The sequence below is a fragment of the Blautia stercoris genome, assembly GCF_054657695.1.
The window spans coordinates 612,028-635,977 of record NZ_BAAHYF010000002.1; the positions used below are offsets into that span (position 1 = coordinate 612,028).

General features: G+C 39.2%; 16 protein-coding genes. 14 read left to right on the plus strand and 2 right to left on the minus strand.

Going from position 1 to position 23,950, the window contains the following annotated elements; translation table 11 throughout:
- The first annotated feature begins 80 nt into the window (after window positions 1-80).
- Window positions 81-1,217, plus strand: coding sequence for a polysaccharide deacetylase family protein (locus tag ACYQ2D_RS12700; protein WP_459785677.1), 1,137 nt, complete (start codon window positions 81-83; stop codon window positions 1,215-1,217).
- Between the two features lie 149 nt (window positions 1,218-1,366).
- On the opposite strand, the gene adhE is transcribed toward ACYQ2D_RS12700, so the two are convergent.
- The gene (adhE, locus tag ACYQ2D_RS12705; RefSeq protein ID WP_022303488.1) at window positions 1,367-3,985 is read right to left on the minus strand and encodes a bifunctional acetaldehyde-CoA/alcohol dehydrogenase; all 2,619 of its coding nucleotides are present in this window, start codon (window positions 3,983-3,985) and stop codon (window positions 1,367-1,369) included.
- A 387-nt stretch (window positions 3,986-4,372) separates the two neighbouring features.
- Window positions 4,373-6,202 (minus strand): translational GTPase TypA, encoded by a 1,830-nt coding sequence (gene typA, locus ACYQ2D_RS12710; protein ID WP_117456608.1) that lies wholly within the window; start codon window positions 6,200-6,202, stop codon window positions 4,373-4,375.
- 236 nt (window positions 6,203-6,438) lie between these two features.
- On the opposite strand from typA, the gene ACYQ2D_RS12715 reads away from it, so the two are divergent.
- From ACYQ2D_RS12715 to ACYQ2D_RS12775, 13 genes are all read left to right on the plus strand, one after another.
- Entirely contained in the window at window positions 6,439-7,095 is a 657-nt protein-coding gene (locus tag ACYQ2D_RS12715; protein ID WP_022303487.1) for a single-stranded DNA-binding protein, read from the plus strand.
- A 132-nt stretch (window positions 7,096-7,227) separates the two neighbouring features.
- Window positions 7,228-7,716 (plus strand): cob(I)yrinic acid a,c-diamide adenosyltransferase, encoded by a 489-nt coding sequence (locus tag ACYQ2D_RS12720; RefSeq protein ID WP_117456609.1) that lies wholly within the window; start codon window positions 7,228-7,230, stop codon window positions 7,714-7,716.
- A gap of 87 nt (window positions 7,717-7,803) precedes the next feature.
- The gene (gene dapB, locus ACYQ2D_RS12725) at window positions 7,804-8,559 is read left to right on the plus strand and encodes a 4-hydroxy-tetrahydrodipicolinate reductase (protein ID WP_459785678.1); all 756 of its coding nucleotides are present in this window, start codon (window positions 7,804-7,806) and stop codon (window positions 8,557-8,559) included.
- 161 nt (window positions 8,560-8,720) lie between these two features.
- A complete protein-coding gene (locus ACYQ2D_RS12730) occupies window positions 8,721-9,065 on the plus strand; it encodes a hypothetical protein (protein WP_459785679.1) in 345 nt (114 codons plus the stop codon).
- 192 nt (window positions 9,066-9,257) lie between these two features.
- Complete coding sequence (gene hpf, locus ACYQ2D_RS12735; RefSeq protein WP_117456611.1) at window positions 9,258-9,800, plus strand: ribosome hibernation-promoting factor, HPF/YfiA family; 543 nt, start codon at window positions 9,258-9,260, stop codon at window positions 9,798-9,800.
- A 75-nt stretch (window positions 9,801-9,875) separates the two neighbouring features.
- A complete protein-coding gene (locus ACYQ2D_RS12740; protein WP_117456612.1) occupies window positions 9,876-10,403 on the plus strand; it encodes an SMI1/KNR4 family protein in 528 nt (175 codons plus the stop codon).
- A gap of 158 nt (window positions 10,404-10,561) precedes the next feature.
- Window positions 10,562-11,464, plus strand: coding sequence for an AraC family transcriptional regulator (locus ACYQ2D_RS12745; protein ID WP_118701507.1), 903 nt, complete (start codon window positions 10,562-10,564; stop codon window positions 11,462-11,464).
- A 163-nt stretch (window positions 11,465-11,627) separates the two neighbouring features.
- Entirely contained in the window at window positions 11,628-13,460 is a 1,833-nt protein-coding gene (locus tag ACYQ2D_RS12750) for a sialate O-acetylesterase (RefSeq protein WP_459785681.1), read from the plus strand.
- 50 nt (window positions 13,461-13,510) lie between these two features.
- A complete protein-coding gene (locus ACYQ2D_RS12755; RefSeq protein WP_459785683.1) occupies window positions 13,511-16,933 on the plus strand; it encodes a glycoside hydrolase family 2 TIM barrel-domain containing protein in 3,423 nt (1,140 codons plus the stop codon).
- A gap of 303 nt (window positions 16,934-17,236) precedes the next feature.
- Window positions 17,237-18,205, plus strand: a complete 969-nt coding sequence (locus ACYQ2D_RS12760) for an ABC transporter permease (RefSeq protein WP_022303478.1) — start codon at window positions 17,237-17,239, stop codon at window positions 18,203-18,205.
- A 19-nt stretch (window positions 18,206-18,224) separates the two neighbouring features.
- Window positions 18,225-19,097, plus strand: coding sequence for a carbohydrate ABC transporter permease (locus tag ACYQ2D_RS12765; RefSeq protein ID WP_022303477.1), 873 nt, complete (start codon window positions 18,225-18,227; stop codon window positions 19,095-19,097).
- Window positions 19,098-19,220: 123 nt separating this feature from the next.
- Window positions 19,221-20,903, plus strand: coding sequence for an extracellular solute-binding protein (locus ACYQ2D_RS12770; protein WP_022303476.1), 1,683 nt, complete (start codon window positions 19,221-19,223; stop codon window positions 20,901-20,903).
- A gap of 94 nt (window positions 20,904-20,997) precedes the next feature.
- On the plus strand, window positions 20,998-23,940 hold the full coding sequence (locus ACYQ2D_RS12775) for a glycosyl hydrolase 115 family protein (RefSeq protein ID WP_459785685.1): 2,943 nt from the start codon (window positions 20,998-21,000) through the stop codon (window positions 23,938-23,940).
- Window positions 23,941-23,950 lie beyond the last annotated feature (10 nt).

Here is a 23,950-nt window from a genome sequence, read left to right on the forward strand (position 1 = left end):
TAGAGGTTGCATAATGTCGAAAAAAAAGGTATGATTAACAAAGGATTTGAGTGTGAAAAGGAAATGAGGGATAAAGAAAAATGGACGAAGAACAAAGAGACGAACTAGAGCGTCAGCGTATTCGACATGAGAGAATGATGCGCCGTAAGCAGGAAAAGATACGTCAGTTACGTCGAAGAAAAATGATGCGGATTGGTGCAATGGCAGTTGTACTGGTATTAGTATTGTTTTTTGCAGGAAGAGGAGTTGGAAAGCTGTTCTCCGGTGTTCATATAAAAAACAGTAGTGCTAAGAATGCAAACAGCAGTACCGTAGAAGTTCAGGCAGCAGAAGACACCGGTGAGGCAGGAAAACAGCCGGTCATGAGTGCTTCTGATGTAGATAAGTTAAAGGCAGCGCCAAGTATTGGATGGCATCAGGATGAAAACGGCTGGTGGTATCAGAATCGGGATGGCAGTTATTATCAGGATGGCTGGCAGGAAGTAAATGGCAGTACATATTATTTTAATTCAAATGGTTATATCCTGACAGGATGGCAGACAATTGATGACAAAGACTGCTATTTTGATGAAGATGGAAAATACGATGAGACAAAACAGCGTCCAATGATTGCATTGACTTTTGATGATGGTCCGGGTGAGTATACCGAAGAATTGATTAATTGTCTGGTAGAAAATAATGCAAAAGCAACATTCTTCATGCTGGGACAAAATGTAGAAGCATATCCGGAAATTGCAAAGAAAGTATCGGATGCCGGAATGGAACTTGGAAATCATTCTTACAGTCATCCGGATTTGGTGACAATTGGATCAGAGGCAGCAGCGCAGCAGGTAAGCAATACGGATGCAGCATTAAAATCTGCAACGGGATTTGAAGCAACCGTAATGCGTCCGCCAGGTGGTTCTTTCAATGACTCCGTCAAAGCAGCAATTGATCATCCGTTGATTATCTGGAGTATTGATACCAGGGACTGGGCAACCAAGAGTGAGGACCAGACTTATCAGGTTGTTATGGATAATGCACAGGACGGTTCCGTTGTATTGATGCATGACATTCATGAATGGTCGGTAAAAGCGGCAATTCGAATGATACCGGATTTGATTGCAAAAGGATTTAAGCTTGTGACTGTCAGTGAATTGGCAGAAGCAAAAGGAAAAACCCTTCAGAGTGGTAATGCTTATTATTACTTCGGAGAAGGCGAACAGCAGGTCGAGTAAAGAAAAAATCAAAACAATTATTTATTATGACAAGAAAAAACAACCGCCCACAGGTTTCCCTGTGAGCGGTCGTTTTGCTATTTAGGTAATAGCGCGAAAGGAGTAATTCAAATTTAACGAAAAGTGAATAAGCGGTAACAATGATTCAATTATTCACCATAGTAAGCTTTTAAGTACATATCTTTGATTTCAGACATAAGTGGATATCTTGGGTTTGCGCCGGTACACTGGTCGTTGAACGCATTTTCAACCATTTCATCTAATGTAGCGAGGAAAGCAGATTCTTCGATACCGTAATCTTTAATGGTTCTCTTGATTCCGACTTTTTCTTTTAATTCAGCGATTGCTTTGATAAAGTTTTCAAATACTTCATCATCATTCTTTCCGGTCACGCCTACGAAACGTGCAACTTCACAGTAGCGTTCTTTTGCGTGTGGATATGGATACTGGGAGAAGGTTCCCATTTTAACCGGTGCCGGGTCTGCATTGTAGCGCATAACAAGCTCGATTAACAGAGCGTTTGCGATACCGTGTGGCAGGTGATGATAAGCACCGAGTTTGTGAGCCATGGAGTGGCAGACACCGAGGAATGCATTGGCAAATGCCATACCGGCTAAGGTAGATGCATTACCCATCTTTTCACGGGCAATCGGGTCAGCTGCTCCTTTATCGTAAGCAGATGGCAGATAATCAAAGATAATCTTAGCTGCTTTTAATGCCATACCGTCTGTGAAGTCAGTTGCCATAATGGAAACGTAAGCTTCGAGCGCATGAGTCAGAGCATCGATACCGGAAGCACTGGTCAGTCCTTTTGGCTGGCTCATCATGAAATCAGCGTCAATAATTGCCATATCTGGAAGCAGTTCATAGTCTGCGATTGGCCATTTTGTTCCTGTTGTAGCATCTGTGATGATAGCAAATGGAGTTACTTCAGAACCTGTTCCGGAGGAAGTCGGGATGGAAACCATCATTGCTTTTTCACCCATCTTCGGGAAGGTGTAAACTCTCTTACGGATATCCATGAAGTCCATAGCAAGGTCTTCAAATGCACATTCCGGATGTTCGTACATCATCCACATAATTTTTGCACAGTCCATAGCGGAACCACCACCGAGAGCGATGATAACGTCAGGACCAAATGCTTTCAACTGCTCTAAACCTCTCTGTGCACACTGCAAAGTCGGGTCTGGAGTAACTTCGAAGAAGCAGTCATAAGGAATACCCATTTCATCGAGTTTATCGGTGATTGGTCTGGTATGACCGTTCTGATATAAGAAAGTATCAGTTACGATAAATGCTTTTGTTTTATGATAATAATTCTTTAATTCATCAAGAGCTACCGGCAGACAGCCTTTCTTAAAGTAAACTTTTTCAGGTGCACGGAACCACAGCATGTTCTCTCTCCTTTCGGCAACTGTTTTAACATTGAGCAGATGTTTGACACCTACGTTTTCTGAAACAGAGTTGCCACCATAAGAACCACAGCCTAATGTTAAGGATGGAGCAAGCTTAAAGTTATAAAGGTCACCGATACCACCGTGGGATGACGGAGTATTTACCAGAATACGGCATGTTTTCATACGAGCGGCATGTTTGGCAAGTTTTTCAGTTTCTGATGGATGTACATACAGAGAAGAAGTATGACCGTATCCACCGTCTGCGATAAGCTGTTCTGACATATCAAGTGCAGTATCGAAATCTTTTGCTTTATAAAGAGCAAGGACAGGGGACAGTTTTTCATGAGCAAATGGTTCGGAAACATCAACGGATGTAACCTCTCCGATTAAGATTTTTGTATCAGCAGGAACAGTAACGCCTGCCATAGCAGCAATCTTGTATGCCGGCTGTCCTACAATTTTCGGATTTACAGTGCCTGCTTCTGTTAAGATAATGCCTCGAACCTGGTCAAGTTCTGTTTTGTTCAGTACATGACATCCACGTTTGACAAATTCTTTTTTCACTGCATCATAGATATCAGCGATTGCAGTAACGGACTGTTCAGAAGCACAAATCATACCATTATCAAATGTTTTGGAATGGATGACAGAGTAAACAGCGGTAGGAATATCACAGGAGCTGTCCATGATAACAGGAGTATTTCCAGGACCTACACCGATTGCCGGTTTTCCGGATGAATAAGCGGCTTTTACCATTCCAGGACCACCGGTTGCAAGGATGACATCGGCAGCTTTCATCAATTCATTGGAAAGTTCGATGGTCGGCTCTTCGATACATCCGATGATTCCTTCCGGAGCACCTGCTTTTACAGCTGCTTCTAAAACGATACGGGCAGCTTCAGCGGTACATTTTTTTGCACGCGGATGCGGGCTGATTAAGATTGCATTTCTGGTTTTTAAACAAATCAGACATTTGAAGATAGCGGTAGAAGTCGGGTTTGTGGTAGGAATAACTGCACCTACAAGACCAACCGGTTCAGCGATTTTCTTGATTCCATAAGATTTGTCTTCTTCAATTACACCGCAGGTTTTTACACGTTTGTAAGCGTTATACATATATTCCGCAGCATAATGGTTCTTAATTACTTTGTCTTCAACGACACCCATTCCAGTTTCTTCCACGGCCAGTTTGGAAAGCGGGATACGTTGTTTGTTTGCAGCCATTGCAGCCTCAAAAAAGATTTTATCAACCTGCTCCTGAGTAAAGGTGGCAAATTTCTTCTGCGCCTCTCTCATAGCAGCAATCTTTGTCTGGAGTGCTTCTACGCTATCGATAGTTTCAGGTACTTTGGATTCGACTTTTTTTGCCATTCAGAGACCTCCTAAAATAAAATTGGTTGCTTTGCATATAAAAACCATTTGTTTATGAAATTATTTTAGCATAGTAACGAAGCAATTGCAAGAATTATTAAAAAATAATCGAAATTTTCTGAAAAATGTTAAAAATTTAACCAAATCAAGGAAGTCCCCTGCTTCAATTGCAAAAAGCAATAAGCAGGGGTGGGGACTTGCTTGTATCAGGAGGGGCAAGCCCCTTCTGATAAGCTGCGTAGCAGCTATTTGGTTATGAGCAAGTAGCGAAGCGGATTGCGAATATCCGCTTGACCTGTATCAAAAAAGTAAAAAAAAGAGAACATTTCCAGTCGGTAATGTTCTCTTTTTTGGGAGTTTTATTCGATATTTAATGCTCCGATTTTACTATTTTTTCATATTGTCACGTTTACGGAGTCTGGAATCCAGAATTTTTTTACGGATACGCAGGGACTCTGGAGTGACTTCAAGCAGCTCATCGGTATCAATGAATTCGAGAGCCTGTTCAAGACTTAACACTCTCGGCGGAGTCAGTTTTAAGGCATCATCGGCAGAAGAAGAACGGGTGTTGGTCAGATGTTTGGTCTTGCAGACATTTAACTCAATATCCTCTGATTTTCCACTCTGTCCGATAACCATTCCGCTGTATACTTTTTCACCAGGTCCGATAAATAAAGTACCACGATCCTGTGCGGAGAAGAGTCCGTAAGTAACAGCTTCACCGGATTCAAAAGCGATTAATGAACCCTGTTTTCTGTAGTTCATATCACCTTTGTATGGTGCATAGCCGTCAAAAGCAGTATTGATGATACCGGTACCCTTTGTGGAGGTCATAAATTCTCCGCGGAAACCGATTAACCCACGGGATGGAATGTGATATTCCAGACGGACAGTTCCATCACTTGCCGGACTCATGCCCTGCAGTTCACCTTTTCTTTCATTTAAACGGTTGATAACAGTACCGGAAAATTCTTCCGGAACATCAATGTATGCGATTTCGATTGGTTCGAGTTTTTTACCGCGTTCATCTTCGTGATAAATAACTTCTGCTTTGCTGACTGCAAATTCATAGCCTTCACGACGCATGTTTTCGATTAAAACAGACAGATGAAGTTCTCCACGTCCGGAAACTTTAAAGCAGTCTGTGCTTTCTGTTTCTTCTACACGTAAGCTGACGTCTGTATTTAATTCTCTTAAGAGACGTTCTTTTAAATGACGGGAAGTGACGAATTTGCCTTCCTGTCCGGCAAGCGGGCTGTCATTTACAATGAAGTTCATGGAAATTGTCGGCTCGGAAATCTTCTGGAATGGAATTGCCACCGGATTTTCCGGAGAACATAAGGTATCACCGATATGAATATCTGCAATACCGGAGATTGCAACAATAGAACCAAAGCCGGCTTCTGTTACTTCTTTTTTGCCAAGTCCGTCAAATTCGTAGAGTTTGCTGATTTTTACGCGTTTTTTCTTATCAGGATCATGATGGTTTAAAAGTAAAACGTCCTGATTGACACGGATTGTTCCATTTTCTACTTTTCCGACACCGATACGTCCGACATATTCGTTGTAATCGATGGTACTAATCAGTACCTGAGTTCCTTCTTCAGGGTCACCTTCCGGAGCCGGAATATATTTTAAGATAGTTTCAAAGAGCGGCTCCATATTTTCAGGAGTGTCAGCAAGGTCAAGTACAGCGTGACCTGCTTTTGCAGATGCATATAAAAATGGACAGTCAAGCTGTTCGTCTGATGCATCTAAGTCCATTAAAAGTTCTAAGACTTCATCGATAACTTCGTTTGGTCTTGCTTCCGGACGGTCGATTTTGTTGATACAGACAATAACATGTAAATCCAGTTCAAGGGCTTTTTTCAAAACGAACTTTGTCTGAGGCATTGCACCTTCAAAGGCGTCAACTAACAGGATAACACCGTCTACCATTTTTAAAACTCGCTCTACTTCGCCACCGAAATCTGCATGTCCTGGGGTATCGATAATATTAATTTTTGTATCTTTGTAGTAAACAGCAGTATTTTTAGAAAGAATTGTGATTCCACGTTCTCTTTCGATGTCATTGGAGTCCATGACACGTTCCTGCACTTCCTGGTTTTCACGGAATACACCACTCTGTTTTAAGAGCTGGTCAACAAGGGTGGTTTTACCGTGGTCAACGTGGGCAATAATTGCTACATTTCTGATATCTTCTCTTTTTGTTTTCATAATAACCTCTTTTCCAAATAGAATGTACCTATATAAAATAGTAAATGGCACATTAGAAACCGTAAAAAACATTTTTAATCACAAGCCATTCTATCACAATTAGCCGTAAATACAAAGAAAAAATTTAGTTTTCAAAAATTTTTTCAAAAAAAAATAAAAAAACAGGAATAAATCCCCACTCTCATGAATAGATTAATAAAGATAAAATACCAAAAAGAGGAAGGGGAAAGTGATTCATGGCAGATAAAATTATTGAAAACAATCAGGTATCAATGGTGGGCGTAGTTGCATCAGAGTTTGTAAAGAGCCACGAAGTATATGGGGAGGGCTTTTACATGGTAGACATTTTGGTGAAACGCTTAAGTGGTTCGGAGGACAGAATTCCGCTTATGGTCTCAGAAAGACTGGTGGATGTTACGCAAAGTTACTTAGGTGAATATATACAGGTGCAGGGACAGTTTCGGTCCTATAACAGACATGAAGAAAAGAAGAACCGGCTGGTGTTGTCGGTATTTGTCAGAGAACTTACCTTTGTAGAGGAAGAAGATGATTCAGTAGAGACGAATCTGATTGAATTGAACGGTTACATATGTAAGCCGCCGGTTCACAGAATGACTCCGCTTGGAAGAGAGATTGCGGATGTGCTTCTGGCAGTGAACCGTCCTTATGGAAAATCGGATTATATTCCCTGTATCTGTTGGGGAAGAAATGCAAATTTTGCCCGTTCATTTGAAGTTGGAGGACGTCTCCATATCTGGGGAAGAATCCAGAGCAGGGAATATATAAAGAAATTAAGTGAAACCGAGACAGAAAAGCGAACTGCGTATGAAGTTTCTGTCAGTAAACTGGAGTACGGAGAAAATTATGGAGATACAGACCTGCTGAACGGATAAAAACAGAGAAGTTTTGCCGGACAGGAATTTGGATTGCAATCTTTGGTCAGGTGTAGTAAGATATACACAGCATGTGGAAAACGCAAGAAACAGAGGAAAAAGGTCTATATCGAATCTGTAAGAGGTGTAAATATGGAAAACAAAGGAATTGTCCAGGTATATTGTGGCCCGGGAAAAGGCAAAACAAGTGTGGCAATTGGGCAGGCAATTCGAGCAATCGGTCATGGTAAAACGGCGATTGTAATCCAGTTTTTGAAAGGCAGAGCGACTTCCGAGGTGGATTATCTTTCGGTTCTTGAACCGAATGTAAAATTGTTCCGATTTGAAAAAAAGAACAAGTGTTATGAGGATCTGACCGAAGAAGAGCGTCAGGAAGAGAACTTCAATATCCGTAACGGGCTGAATTATGCGAAAAAAGTTCTTGTGACACAGGAATGTGACATGCTGATTCTTGATGAAGTATTAGGTGCTGTGGAGTTTGGAATCATTTCAGATGATGATGTCGTCAACCTGATACAGGCAAAAGATGAGGAGATGGAAATGATTTTGACAGGAAATGTTGTAACTCCGAAATTAAAAGAAGCAGCAGACCGAGTGGTATCACTCGAAATTATCAAGTAATACAGCGAAAATTAAGGCAAAACAATAAGTGGATTACTTAATATTTGCTGTAGTAGCATGAGAATACAGGAAAAAGAGGAACGAAAGATGGTAAGAATTATTATGAGTGGCTGTAACGGTCACATGGGACAGGTAATCAGTGGTCTGGTTGAAAAAGATGCAGATGCAGAAATCGTAGCAGGAATTGATATTGTAGATAACAGAGACAATGGATATCCGGTGTTTACAGATATTGATACATGTGATGTAGAGGCCGATGCAATGATTGATTTTTCATCTGCAAAAGCGACAGATAAGGTATTGGAGTATTGTGCGAAAAAGAAACTTCCATTAGTACTGTGTACAACAGGACTTTCTGAAGAACAGCTTGCAAAGACTAAAGAAGCTGCAAAAGAAACTGCAGTACTTCGTTCTGCAAATATGTCCCTCGGAATCAATACACTTTTAAAATTACTGCAGGATGCTTCAAAAGTGCTTGCGGCAGCAGGATTTGATGTAGAAATCGTAGAAAAACATCACAATCAGAAATTGGATGCACCAAGCGGTACAGCACTTGCACTGGCTGACAGCATCAATGAAGCAATGGACAATCAGTACGAATACATCTATGACAGAAGTCAGGTAAGACAGAAACGAGATAAAAAAGAACTCGGAATTTCCGCAGTTCGTGGCGGAACAATCGTAGGAGAACACGAAGTATTATTCTGCGGTCCGGACGAAGTAATTGAGTTCAAACACACTGCATATTCAAAAGCTGTATTTGGAAAAGGTGCAGTAGAAGCAGCAAAATTCCTCAAAGGAAAATGTGCTGGAATGTATGACATGAGCGATGTTATCGGCTGACAGAATAGAAAATCTGTTTGAAAATAAAAAAGCGTATGGATAAAAAAATGCTGGGAAATTTTTCCTGGCATTTTTTTGTTATCTGAAAACATAAAAATCCGGTTTTTGTCGCATATTATAAGCAGGAAAATTATTTTCAACAGGAAAAGGAGAAGAAATCGATGAAAAAATATGTATTTACTTTACTGCTTGCAGGAATGATGGTTGTTATGACCGCATGTGGAAATAACATGAATGATGCGACAGGCGGAAATCAAAATGATACAGTAAATGATAGTACGACAAATGATAATGGTACGACGAAAGATGATACAATGAATAATGATAGAAATAATAATGATAGGAATAATAATGGGGACGGTGTCATCGGAGATATTGGAGAAGACATCGGTGATAGCGTGGAAGATATCGGTGAAGGATTAAAAGACGGCATCAATGATTTGACAGAAGATGGGAACAACAATAATAATGATAACAATAACTTGAATAACAATAAAAATAATTAATAAAGAAGATTTAACACAGCTGCAATCAGACTGCAACTGTGTTTACATAATAATGATGTATACAAAAAAGATAAAATAGTTAAAATTTTCTAAAAACTGTTGAATAATTGACTGAATATTGATATAATAAATTTACATTACAGGAACGAAAGTAAAACACCTGTAAAATACACGTTAAAGGGGTTGGACAGCATGAAATTTATTATAAGCGGAAGAAACATTGATATTACGGACGGACTTAGAACAGCAGTCGAAGATAAGTTAGGAAAACTGGAACGATATTTTACAGCGGATACAGAAATTATTGTAACATTAAGTGTAGAAAAAGAACGTCAGAAAATTGAAGTAACGATTCCAGTAAAAGGTAATATCATTCGTTCTGAGCAGGTAAGCAATGATATGTATGTTTCCATTGACCTGGTAGAAGAAATCATTGAAAGACAGTTAAGAAAATACAAAACAAAAATTATTAACAAGAAACAGAACGTGGAAACATTCCAGCCGGAATTTATTGAAAAAGACTACGAAGATGATACAAACGAAATTAAAATCATTCGTACCAAAAAATTTGGATTTAAACCAATGTATCCGGAAGATGCATGCGTACAGATGGAATTACTTGGACACAATTTCTTTGTATTCTTAAATGCAGAAACAGAAGAAGTCAATGTTGTGTATAAGAGAAAAGGTAACACGTATGGTCTGATTGAACCGGATTTCTCTGATGAAGATTAAAAATTGAATAGGCTAGGGATAGAGGCTGTAGAAAAATCTACAGTCTCTATTATATTCTGAGGAAATATAATTAACATGGAAGATTCAAAGAAAATATTAAAAATTATTGAAAATTTAAAATTACAAATGCAGGAACAAAAATGTATTTATCGATGGTTGGAAGATGGAACAATTGATAAGGTAGTATGTAAATTTAATGCCCCTATTGAGTTAGAGGAATTGCAAAAAATTTACCAAAAGTATCCAAATATAAAACTGCCAGAATCGTATATTGCCTTTTTGAAATGCTCTAATGGGGCTCAGCTCTATGAAAGCTTAACTTGTAAAGCATCAACTATTTGTACAATTTATTCTTTGCAAGAAGCGTTTGTACATAGAGAAAATTTACATCAGAGTATTTTATTTCAAAATGAAGATACGAAGGATTTGCTTCCAATTTTACTTCTGGAAGATATTGGAGAAATTTTTTTGGATACAAAAGTTTCGGATGGAGAAGAATATCTACTATATCCTTTTCCAGAAGATAAGAGATTTCCCTATTCATTTGCTGATTGGTTAGGAAAATTTGTTGTTGCACAGGGAAATGAATATTGGAATTGGTAAAATGGATAGAGGCTGTGGAGAAGTTCTACAGTCTCTATTTTTGCGTGCAAAATGAAAAAAGTACCTTGAATTTCCAAAACTACCATGCTAGTATACTAGTTATAGAGAACCTGATAACAAAATCTATAAAGATGAGATAGGGATGGTGGATACGAAGGATGATAGAAATCTTAGAGGGAACACACGAGACAATCAACTATGGTAATCCATTAGGACTTAGATTGTTTCATAATGTAGACTACGAGGATTACCCGGAGCACTGGCATACTGCAATTGAAATCATTATGCCGATTCATGAAGGATATAACGTGATTATCGGAAGTAAAAAGTATTGTTTAAAAGAAGGAGATATTTTAATTATCAACCCGGGTGTACTGCATGGATTGGAAGCACCGCCAACTGGGGAACGTATTATTTTACAATTCAGTGACTACTTATTATATTCGTTAAAAGAAATGGAGACACTGTTAAATGTGCTTCCGCCTGTGCTGTATTTATCAGAGGAAGAAGACACGCAGAGATTATACAGTTTTGTAAAACGTCAGATGGATTCCATTATTGTGGAGTATGATGAGGAAAAGGCATTTTTTAATGCAGTCATTTACGCAAAATTAATTGAAATATTTGTACATATCGGACGAAATGTTATAAGCGGAGGTCGAAAGAATAAAAATCAGGTTTTGCGCACAGAAAATAATCCGGAAAAGAAAAAGGAATATATGGAAACGATTATGAGTGCCTGTAATTATATTAATCAGCACTATCAGGAAGCTCTTTCTTTGGAAGAGGTGGCAGAATTCAGTGGATTTTCCAAGTTCCATTTTACAAGGATTTTTAAGCAGTGTATGAATATGACATTCTATGAATATCTGAATCAGAAGCGGATTTCAAAGGCAGAGGAATTGCTTAGTACGACCGGAGAAAGTGTGACGGAAATCGCAATGAGCTCCGGATTTTCTTCGATTAGTGCATTTAACCGTACCTTTAAATCAATAAAAGGATGTTCACCATCGGAGTATCGTGGAAAAAGCAGTACCGATGAGATGTGCAGGAAAAAATAAGAATCCCATTTTCGGGGTTCTTATTTTTGTTGTATAAAAAGAAAGCAAGAATCGGGAAACACTCGGCAACATTAAGGGAGAATTTTTACAGGGAATCCTTTATGATAAGGGTAAAATAAAGAAACGAGTAAATTCAGAATAGAGTAGAAAAAAGGAGACCGTTATGAGTCAGTCAATTAAACTTCCAAAACTTCTGCAGGAAGGCTGTGTATTACAGCGTGGAGAAAAAACAAGAATTTGGGGATGGTACAAACCACAGGCAGAGCTTGAGGTTACATTTCAGGAGAAAGTTTACAGAACCAAATGTGATGCGGAAGGAACATTTGAGACAGAAATTTCCTGTGAAAAAACAGGTGGTCCTTATGTGTTGAGCATAAAAAGTGAAGATGGACAGGAGACAGTCGTAAAAGAGGTTTATGTGGGAGATGTATTTGTCTGCTCTGGACAGTCTAACATGGAACTTCCGATTACAAGAGTGCGTGAAATGTTTCCGGATGAACCGGGAAATGCAATGGTACACCAGTATAAAGTGGAAGAATGTCCGGTGTTTACAGGGGCATTAAAAGAACATAAAGAAGCAGGCTGGAATGAATGTGTGGGAATGCCACTAGAAGAGACAACTGCACTGGGATATTTCTTTGGAGATATGATTCAGAAAAAAGAGCAGGTTCCGGTCGGAATTATCAACATCAGCAAAGGGGGAACTCCGGTAGAAGCATGGATGAGTGAAGAAGCCTTGGCAGATTACCCGGAGTTTTTAGAAGTAAAAGAGCGTTTTGCACAAGACGGATATATTGAAAATCTGCTCAGTGCACAGGATAAAAAAGAAAATGCATGGCATGAACTGCTTTCAAAGAAAGAGGCAGAGACAGAGGATGCACCGTGGAACATCTTGGAAGTTCCGGGCTGGTTTGATAAACAGGGACTTGAAAACTTCAGTGGATTACTACATTTAAAGAGAACTTTTGAAGTGCCAAAAGAACTGGCAGGAAAATCTGCAATTTTAAAAATGGGAACGCTTGTGGATAGTGACCGTATCTTTATCAACGGAGAAAAGGTGGGAGAAACCGGTTATTGTTTTCCGCCAAGAATTTATCCGGTACCGGAGGGACTTTTAAAGGCAGGAGAAAATGAAATCTTTATCCGTCTGGAGTGTCGTGATGGAAAAGGTCGTATCACTCCGGATAAACCTTGTGATGTATGTTTTGAATCAGGAGAAAAAATCAGCCTTCGTGGAACATGGGACTATCAGGTGCGTGTAGTCAGCGAACAGGCTCCGATACTTACCTTTATTACAAGACAGCCAACCGGAATGTATCAGGGAATGGTTGCACCGTGTACCAACATGACCGTAAAAGGAGTGCTGTGGTATCAGGGAGAATCCAATGAGTGGTATCCGGAAAGTTATGAAGATTTGATTCAGAAGATGATTTTGAACTGGAGAGCACATTGGAAACAGGAAGAACTGCCGTTTATTGTGATTCAGCTTCCGGCTTGTGGAATGGATAACCGTGGAGACGGCGCATGGGCAGTCATTCGTGAAGCCCAGAAAAATGCAGCAAAACTTCCAGATGTGGCAGTTACTGTAAACTTAGATTTGGGAGAATACAATGATTTGCATCCACTTAATAAAAAAGGTGTGGCACACCGTGCTTATCTTGCAGCAAGAAAAGTGATGTACAAAGAAGAGATTATCAGTGAAGGACCAAAGCTGATTTCTTATGAGAAAACAGCAGATGGCGTAGAATTTATTTTTGATACACAGGATGGTCAGCCACTGGAAATTGCCTGCGGAGACAGCGTAAATGAATTTGAAACTGCAAAAGCAGATGGAGTATTTTATCCGGCAAAAGCGGAAATTGAAGATACGAAAGTAAAAGTATTTGGAGAAGAAATTAAAAAAGTGCGTTATGCATGGAAGGATTCCCCACTTGATGGTCTGTTAAAAAATAAAGAGGGATTTTTGACAGCTCCGTTTGAGATGGAAATAAAGTAGAGAATCAAACCTAAATCGGACAGAAAAAAGTAAAGGAACAGGAGCGGAAGATGAAACGATTATTTAATGATGGATGGGAGTTTTGTAAACAGCCCCTTGAGACAAGCTTAGAACAGGTACAGAAAAAAATGCAGGATTTTTATGCAGTAGGAATCCCGCATGACTGGATGATTTCCCAGGTGGAAAATTTATACGAAGACGGAATGGGCTGGTATCATAAAAAGTTCAATTGGACAAAAGAGGAAAAAGGACTGGTTGTACTTCGATTTGATGGAATTTACATGGACAGCCGTATCTATGTAAATGGAGTACAGGCAGGAGAATGGAAATACGGATATACGACATTTGAAGTAGACGTTACGAACCTGTTAAAAGACGGCGAGAATGAAATCTTTGTATCGATTACTTTTCAGACTCCAAACAGCCGTTGGTATACCGGAGCCGGAATTTACCGTAATGTATGGTTAAAGAGGCTTCCTTTGGAACATTTTGTATCAGATGGAATTTATTTTTCAGCCAAAAAAGAAGATGAAAATATATGGCAGGTAGAGATTGATGCCGAGGTTGAAGCAGCAAGCGAACTGCAGGTGGTTTATGAATTAAAAGCAAAAAATTCAGAAACGATTCAGAAACTTGTCGGGGAAGAGACTGTAACAAAAGAAGACGGCATTTATGTGCATCATTTAAAGGCAAAAGTGAATCACCCGGATATCTGGGATGTAGCACATCCGGATTATTATGATTTAATCGTTTCTTTATATAAGGGAACAGAATTAATTGAGCAGGAAGTGCAGAATGTCGGTTTCCGTACAATTGAATTGAATCCAAATCAGGGATTTTTATTAAATGGAAGAAAAGTAAAATTAAACGGTGTCTGTGACCATCATGACCTAGGATGTCTTGGAACTGCTTTTCATAAAAAGGCAATGAGAAGAAAATTTGAACTCTTAAAAGAGATGGGAACCAATGCAGTCCGTCTTTCTCACAATATGCCGGCACCGGAAGTCATGGAACTGGCAGATGAGATGGGACTTTTGATTGTGACAGAAGCTTTTGATATGTGGGAATCTTCTAAGAATCCGTATGATTATGCAAGATTTTTCCCTGAATGGTATGAAAGAGATGTCAAAAACTGGGTGAAACGTGACAGAAATCATCCAAGTCTGATGATGTGGAGTATCGGAAACGAAATTTATGATACCCATGTCGGTGATAAGGGACAGTACTGGACTCGTATTTTAATAGAAGAAGTACGAAAATACGACCCGAGAAACAATGCCGAAGTGACGATTGGTTCGAACTATATGCCGTGGGAAAATGCACAGAAATGTGCGGATATCGTAAAAAATGCCGGATATAACTATGGAGAGAAATATTATGCAGACCACCATAAAAATCATCCGGAATGGGTCATTTATGGAAGTGAGACTGCTTCGATTGTACAGAGCCGTGGAATCTATCATTTCCCATACCGCCAGTCTGTACTGACAGATGAAGATGAGCAGTGTTCTGCTCTTGGAAATTCCACAACAAGCTGGGGTGCAAAATCGGTTGAAGCATGTATTCAGGCAGAAGCAGAACATCCGTATTCCTGTGGACAGTTTATTTGGACCGGATTTGACTATATCGGAGAGCCGACTCCGTATCACACAAAAAATTCTTATTTTGGACAGATTGATACAGCTGGATTTTTTAAGGATTCTTTCTATTTATATAAGGCGGGGTGGGTCGATTATAGAAAAGAACCATTTGTGCATATTTTCCCATACTGGGATTTTAATGACGGACAGTTTATTGATGTAAGAGTCTGCTCCAATGCGCCGGTTGTGGAATTGATTTTTAATGGCAAGAGTCAGGGAATCTGTACATTAGATGCAAAGAGTGGAAAACAGCTTGCCGGACACTGGCAGATTCCTTATGAAGAGGGCGAACTGCGTGCGGTTGCCTGTGACGAAGAAGGAAATGAAATCGCAGAAGATGTTCAACATTCGTTTAAAGATGCGGAAAAAATCTGCTTAAACGCATCCGAAAGTGAACTGCTTGCAGACGGTGAAGATTTATTATTTGTAGAAATTTCAATGAGAGATAAAGACGGATATCCGGTTCAAAATGCAAACAACCGTGTCTGGATTGAAGCGGAAGGCGCCGGAGTCTTAGTTGGAACAGATAATGGAGACAGTACCGATACCGAGCAGTATACTTCCGGAAGTAGAAGGTTATTCAGCGGAAAACTCTTAGCAGTATTTAAGACAAAAGACAAAGCAGGAGATTTAAAAATCCGTGTCAGCAGTGCAGGAATGAAAACAAAAGAACTGGTCATTCCGGTAAAAGAAGCAAAAGTAAGAGAAGGAATCAGTCTGCTTGCTTATGAAGGAGTAAGAAAAGCAGAACCGGAAAAAACAGAGGATGTGGAAGTGAGAAACATTTATCTGGAAAGCAAAAATGGTCTGCATCTGCATGAAGAAAATCAGAAAACGATCGTAAAAGCACATTTTAGTCCGGCAAATGCAAAAGATAAAGAATTAATCTGGAGTATTGTAGATGATGCGGGGATTCCGTTAAAGATTGCAACAATTGAAGAAATCGGGTACGGTCGCGTAAAAGTAACCGCAAAGAGTGATGGGAATTTCAGACTTCGCTGTATGTCAAAGAGCGGAACAGACCATATTTGTATTATTTCTTCCCTGGAATTTATTATTACAGGACTTGGAAAAGCCTTTACCGACCCTTATGAATTTGTAAGTGCAGGTCTGTATAACTACAGCAAAGGTGAAATCGGAAACGGGAATGAACATGGAGTGGCGACTGCAAGAGATGGAGAAAGTCAGGTTGGATTTAGAAATATTGACTTTGGCGTGTATGGTTCTGACGAAATTACCGTTCCGGTTTTTGCACTGACCGATGACCCTTATGAAATTGAAATTTATGAAGGCATGCCGGATGAAGGAGGCAGTCTGCTTGGCAAATTTATCTATCAAAAGCCAAAAATATGGAATGTTTATCAGTTAGAAACTTTCCATTTGAATAAGAGACTGCGTGGAATAAGCGAAATCTGCTTTGTACTTCGTGCGAAGGTTCATATCAAAGGATTCTGGTTTAAACGCTATAATCGTGCATGGCAGATACTTGTGGCAGGAGAATGTGACAAGATTTACGGAGACAGCTTTGAACGTGCAGGAGAAGAAATTCATCAGATTGGAAATAACGTTACCATTCGTTTTGAACAGATGGATTTTGGCGAAAAAGGAACAAAGAGTCTTGTAATTTGTGGAAGTACTCCGCTTGAAAAGAATACGATTATTCTGAAATTTGCCAAAGATGGAGTTGAAGAACAGAGAATGGTTGAATTTATGGGAACAAAGACGAAACAGAGCTTTGAGATAGAACCGATTTACGGAGTTAACGATGTAAGTCTGGTATTCCTTCCGGGAAGCAACTTTAACTTTACGAGTATCTGTTTTTGCGAAGCATAAAAAATAAGACAGGGACTGCATGGGAAAAACAGGCAGTCCTTGTTTTTATTAAGGTGTTATTCGCAAGATGTGAGCAATTTATGAGGAAAGATATGGAAAATAGCCAGAAGAAATAGCAAAAATTGGGCATTTTTTAGCAAGATGTGACTAGCCAAATGGGAAAATGCATAAAAACATACAAGTATTATGCACATGTTGCTAAAATAATGGCAAAAAAAGAAATGCATAAGCGCTAACCGTACGATATAATTGACTTATCAAGTGGAACACAAGAAAGTTTAGTTGAAAGGGAGGAGCAACGAAATGAAAAAACAGAAAGACAATGTACAGGTTCCGCAGTCGGGTCAGATAGCAGTTAATACAAAAGAACATTCACTGCTGAGACATATTAAAAAAGAGTGGAGATTATATTCTTTAATGATTATCCCTCTTTTATATTACATTATTTTCAAGTATGTACCGGTAGTCGGAAATATCATTGCTTTCAGACGCTATAAGGGAGGTCCGAATATCCTTGGTGAATATTGGGTAGGATTTCGGTACTTTGAACAGTTTATCAAAGACCCTCAGTTCTGGCAGGCATTTTGGAACACACTGAGATTAAGTATCGGATATTTATTAGTGCGTTTCCCGGTTACTTTAATCTTTGCACTTCTTCTGAATGAAATCAGAAAGAAAATGTGGAAGAAATCCGTGCAGACAATTTCTTATCTGCCACACTTTATCTCACTGGTAGTTGTCTGTGGTATGGTAAAAGAATTGTTAGCAGCACAAGGACCAATCAACAAATTGATTGAGATGTTTGGAGCTGATAAAATCGCATTTATGTCTGAACCAGGTTGGTTCGATTTTGTATACATCGCATCTGGTGTATGGCAGGCATTAGGATGGGGTACAATCCTTTATCTGGCAGCAATGACAGGTATTAACACTGAATTATATGAAGCAGCATCTATGGATGGTGCAGGAAGATTCCAGCAGGTTATTCATGTAACAATTCCGGGAATCATGCCAACAATCATGACCCTGTTAATCATGGATATCGGTGGTATCGTAACATCAAGTAATATGCAGAAAATCTTGTTATTATACAACCCACTGAATCAGCAGAGAGCCGACATCATCGGAACTTTGGTATACAGAATGGGTATTACAGGTGGTAACTTCAGTTACGCCGCAGCAGTTGGTCTGTTTGAAGGTGTAATCGGTCTGATTCTTGTTACATCTGCAAACTTCTTATCTAAGAAATTTACAGAAACATCATTATGGTAGAAAGGAGTACAGGAAGAAAATGAACAATATGAAACCAACAAAAGGATATCGTGCCTTTCAGGTCATTAATACGATTATTATGATTTTTGTCATCTTTATTACCCTGTATCCTTTTGTATATCTTGTAGCACAGTCATTCAGCAGTGATGCTGCTGCAAGTGCCGGAAAAGTTACTTTTTATCCAATTGGATTTAACGTAAACACTTACAAATATATCTTAAGAGATAATCAGTTCTTCCGTTACTATGGAAATACCATTTTTTATACAGTAGTCGGAACATTTATCTCTGTAGCATGTACAGCGCTGATTGCTTATCCGCTGTCAAAACCAAGATTAAGATTAAACAAAGTAATTACACCGTTAGTTGTATTCACCATGTATTTTGCAGGTGGTATGATTCCAAACTATATCGTAATCACACAGTGGTTAGGTCTTCAGGACAGTATGTGGTCAATCATTCTTCCAAATGCAATCAGTACATTCAACTTACTGGTTATGAAATCTTTCTTCGCAGGACTTCCGGAAGAACTTGAAGAAGCAGCAGCAATCGACGGAATGAATACTTATCAGATTTTCTTAAAAATCATTATTCCGTTATCCAAACCAATCATTGCAACCATGTGTCTGTTCTATATGGTAACCATGTGGAATGAATGGTTCACGCCAATGCTGTACTTAGATTCAAAAGACAAATGGCCGGTTGCTCTGTATGTAAGACAGTTAGTAGAGGGGGCAAATAATACGGAAATCGGTTCTTCCGATGCAAGTAGTGTACAGGCAACTGTAAAATCTGCAACCATGGTATTAACATCTATCCCGATTATCTGTGTTTATCCATTCGTACAGAAATACTTTGTACAGGGTATGACAATCGGAGCAGTAAAAGGCTGATACTTAACAAGTTTTAACAGGGTACGCCAAGGCGTACCCGCATATAAGGAAATTTATAATTTAACTATGTGAATTGCGTATGATTAAACGTACGTTAAAAAATCATAACTTAAGGAGGTAATTATGAAAAAGAAACTCGTAGCAATGACACTTGTGTTAGCTATGGCTGGCACTACATTAGCAGGCTGTGGCGGCAGCAAATCATCAGACAGCAAAGACGGACCGACTCTTTCAGCAGAAGATGCAGACAAAGACCTTGATTACACTTATGGAGAAGACGAAACTTTCCATTCAGACGAAGCAGTAAAATATTCCATGATGTACTCTGACCATGAAAACTATCCTTACAATGAGGATTGGTTACTTTGGAAAGCAATCGAAGAAAAAACAAATGTAACATTTGACCTGACAATCGTTGCAAGAACAGACTACAATGATAAAGTTTCTGCTTCTGTAAACAGTGGTAGTGCTCCTTATATCATTCCAAAAACTTATGATTCTACTGCTTACGAAGACAGCGGTCAGATTGTTCCAATCAGTGACTGGGTTCAGTACATGCCGAACTATCAAAAATGCGTAAAAGACTGGGGCATGGAAGACGACTTACAGCAGATTCTGGCATCCAACGGTAAATACTATCGTCTGCCGGGTATGTGGGAGACAACAGCCGGTGGTTACTCTCTTGCAATTCGTAAAGATGTATTTGAAGCAGCAGGTGTAGACCTTTCAAATGAAAGCTCCTGGACATGGGATGACTTTTATGAAGCATTAAAGAAAGTAAAAGAATATACAAAAGCAGATTATGTATGGTCTGATGGATTTGGGTTCGGAAGTACCATGAATATCGCTGCAACAGTTTATAACGTAACAGGTGGTTACTCCAATGACGGTGGTGACTGGGGCTTAAAAGATGGTACAAAATTTGACTTTGATAAAGGAGAATTCTACTTCGCTGATACAACAGACGAATACAAAGAATACCTCACAATGTTCCACAAAATGTACGAAGATGGTTTAATTGACCCTGAAACATTTACACAGGATACCACACAGGCGCAGGCAAAATTCTTCCGTGGTGATTCTTATGTCTTAAATATGAACTATCAGATTTATTCTGATATCCAGAATGGTAAAATGCAGGTCGATGGAGCTGAATTATACTTCCTGACTCCTCCGGCAGGTTCCGCAGGACAGTTAAAAGTTTCCAGCGCAGCTGGTCGTCTTGAAAATGGTATTATGATTACTCAGAATGCTTTAGATGAACTTGGTGAAGAAGGATTTATCAAAATGCTTCGTTTCATCGACTGGTTATGGTACTCAGACGAAGGACAGACTTTATGTCTGTGGGGTGTTGAAGGTGAAACCTATACAAAAGATGATGATGGAAATATCGTATTAAACTCTGACATCTACTACAATGGTATTAACCCAGGTGCAGAAAAACAGTTAAACGTAGACTATGGATTTGGTAACGGTGTATTTGCTTACGGCGGTTCTAAAGAACTTCAGTATTCTAAATTCTCTGATGGAGAAAAAGAATGGAACGAAAGAGTAAATGCAAGCAAAGAAGATATCCAGTTAAAACCACCAATTCTTGCTGATGAAATGCAGAAAGAAGAAATGAACTTAGTTAAGACTCCTCTTATGGACTATGTAAATACAGCAGCTCTGGAATTCATCACTGGTAAACGTGATCTGGATAAAGACTGGGATGCTTACGTAAAAGACTGTGAAAACAAAGGCAGCCAGAAATACGTAGACGAAGCAAACGAAATTTATCAGGATACAAAAGACCTTCTTAAATAATTAAAATAAGCAGTAACCAGAGAAAAGAATCTGGCAGCGCAAGCTGTCGGGTTCTTTTTAGAACAAAAAACATGGAAATAAACCTGGAGGATGTATGGCTACATTAGAAATTTCAAAGAATAAGGGACTTTATTTTGTAATTCCAGAAGAATGTGGAATCGGTGTGAAAAAAGTAGCAGGCAAAGTGGCAAAAGATGTAGAGGGGACACTCTCATTTTGTCCTGAAATCTGTGAAACAGCTGTACCGGCAAAACAGGCAGTGATTGCAGTGACTGCAGGAAGCGGAAAACTGGCAGAAACACTGTGCAGTAAGATTTCAAAACTTGGACAGGTAGAAGGAAAACGGGAATCTTATGCGTTTATTGTGGCAGAAAATCCGGTAGAAGGAATTGAAAGCGCACTTGTTATTTACGGAAGTGATAAACTTGGAACCATTTATGGACTGTTTCATCTGTCAGAGTTGTTAGGTGTGACAGCAATGGTTGACTGGGGAGACTGCCAGTACGTGAAACAGGACTCTTTTATCTTAAAAGAAGAGGATTCTTTTGTATCAAAAGAGCCGTCTGTGAAATACAGAGGATTTTTCATCAATGATGAATGGCCATGTTGTGGAAACTGGGCAACTTCTCATTTTGGAAGTTTTAATGCAAAAATGTATGACCATATTTTTGAATACCTCCTCCGTATGAAAGGAAATTATTTATGGCCGGCGATGTGGGCGGAAAACTTTATGTTAGACGGTCCGGATTTGGAGTCTATGAAACTGGCTGATGAATACGGAATTTATATCGGAATGTCTCATCATGAACCTTGTATGCGTTCCGGTGCAGAATACAGCAAGGTGAGAGGACCGAAAAGTCCGTATGGAGATGCATGGAGCTATGTGACAAACAAAGAAGGAATCTTAAGATTCTGGGAGGACGGTGTGAAACGAAGCATCGGTCACAATGTATTTCCAACAGTCGGAATGAGAGGAGAAAACGACAGCAAGATGCTGGGCGAAGATTCTCTGATTTCCGATAATGTACGTCTGTTAAAAGAAATTATTACAAAACAGCGTGAGATGATTCATGAACATCTGGAAACAGACGGAAAGAAAGTTCCGCAGTTATTTGCAGTTTATAAAGAAGTAGAAGATTACTATTTTGGTGGTGGAAGCGAAGAAGGACTGCGTGGATTTGAAGAACTTGAGGACGTAACCTTACTGCTTTGCGAAGACAACTGGGGAAATATGAGAGCACTTCCGGAAGCATTTGAGAGAAATCATAAAGGTGGATTTGGAATGTATTTCCATCTGGATTATCATGGAGACCCTGTTTCTTATGAATGGGTTTCTTCTACCGAACTTTCCAAGATTTGGGAGCAGATGACAGAAGCTTATGAATACGGAGTAAGAGAACTCTGGATTGTCAATGTCGGAGATGTGAAATTCCAGGAATTTCCGTTAAATTACTTTATGGATTTGGCATATGATTTTGAAAAATGGGGTTCTTCTGCTCCAAACAGCACAAAAGAGTATACCAAAGCATGGATTTCATCCATGTTCGGAAGCTATACTTCAAAAGAAGAGCGAGAAGAAATTCAGGAAGTATTAGAAGGCTATTTAAAAATCAATGCATTAAGAAAACCGGAATCTTTAAATGATACGGTTTACCATCCGGCACATTACTTAGAATGTGAAAAACAATTATCTTTTTGTGGAAAACTCGAAGAAAAGAATGAAAGGCTGTGGAAAACTTTAGAGGAGCGTGGTATGGGAGATGCTTACTTCAGCATGATTTATTTCTCAGCAGAAGCATCCTTTAATTTACTGAAAATGCATCTTTATTCTGGAAAAAACCACTTATATGCTTCTCAGGGAAAGGCAGTTGCAAATGAGTATGACAAGTTAGTGGAAGCTTGTATTGAAAAAGATGAAGCCTTAAAAGCTCAGATGGCAGCATTTAAAGATGGAAAATGGGCAGGAATGGAATTGGCTTCTCATATTGGATTTACAAACTGGAATGATGAAGACTGGAGATATCCGGTGCGTCACGTAATTCGTCTTCCGAAAAAACCGAGACTGGTCGTGACAAGAGCAGATAAAACCCAGCATTATACGAACCAGTATTTCCCGATTACACTTGTGATTGATGATTTCGTAGTTTCTTCTAGCAAAAAGGCTAAAATTCAAATTGCTAACGGTGGTCAGGGAAGCGTAAAATGGAAGATACAGGAAGGCGCAAGAAAAGTCGGATTGGATGGAATTGCACATGAATCTCAGGATGAAACTTCATGCGAATGGCTAGAATTTTCCCAGATATCAGGAGAGACTACACTTCAGGACGAAGTTGAAATTTCTTTAAAAGAAGAAAATCTCCCGCTTGGAGAAGAAGTATCCTGCAGTTTTGAAATTAAGACAGAAACTGAGTTTGTTCCGGTTCTGGTAAAAGCACTGAAAAAAGATACCAGTGCACTTCCGAAAGGTGCATTTCTTGCAGAACATGGCATGTTTGTAATCGATGCAATTCATTATGCAGATAAAAATGCAGGAACATATGAGAAAGAAACTGTAGAATTTAAAGAGTTATACGACTTTGGGAAATATCAAAGCGGAATTAAGGCATTTCCGGTAACGGCGGCGTTTGATTCAAAAGAAAATGCTCCGTCTGTAACGTATGAACTCTTTAGTGAAGAAGAAAAAGAGTGCATCTTAAAACTTTATACTTCTCCTGCAAATCCACTGATTTATGGAGGAAAACTTTCTATGGGAGTTTCTGTAAATGGCGAGGTGGATAAGCTGGTTACATTTACAGAGGATGGCTATAAAGGTGGAGAACCGGGCTGCATTCCATGGGAACAGGCAGTTTTGAATCAGGAACATACAGGAAGTACAGAGATTGCTTTGAAAAAAGGTTTGAATAAAATTACAGTTTCCGCAAGAGAAGCGGGACTTGTATTGGAGAGATTGGTTGTTTATCCAAAAGACATGGAAAGAGACACTTCTTATCTCGGGGAAAAAGAATGTAGCAGAGTAACATTATCAATAGAAAAATAAAAAAAGAAAG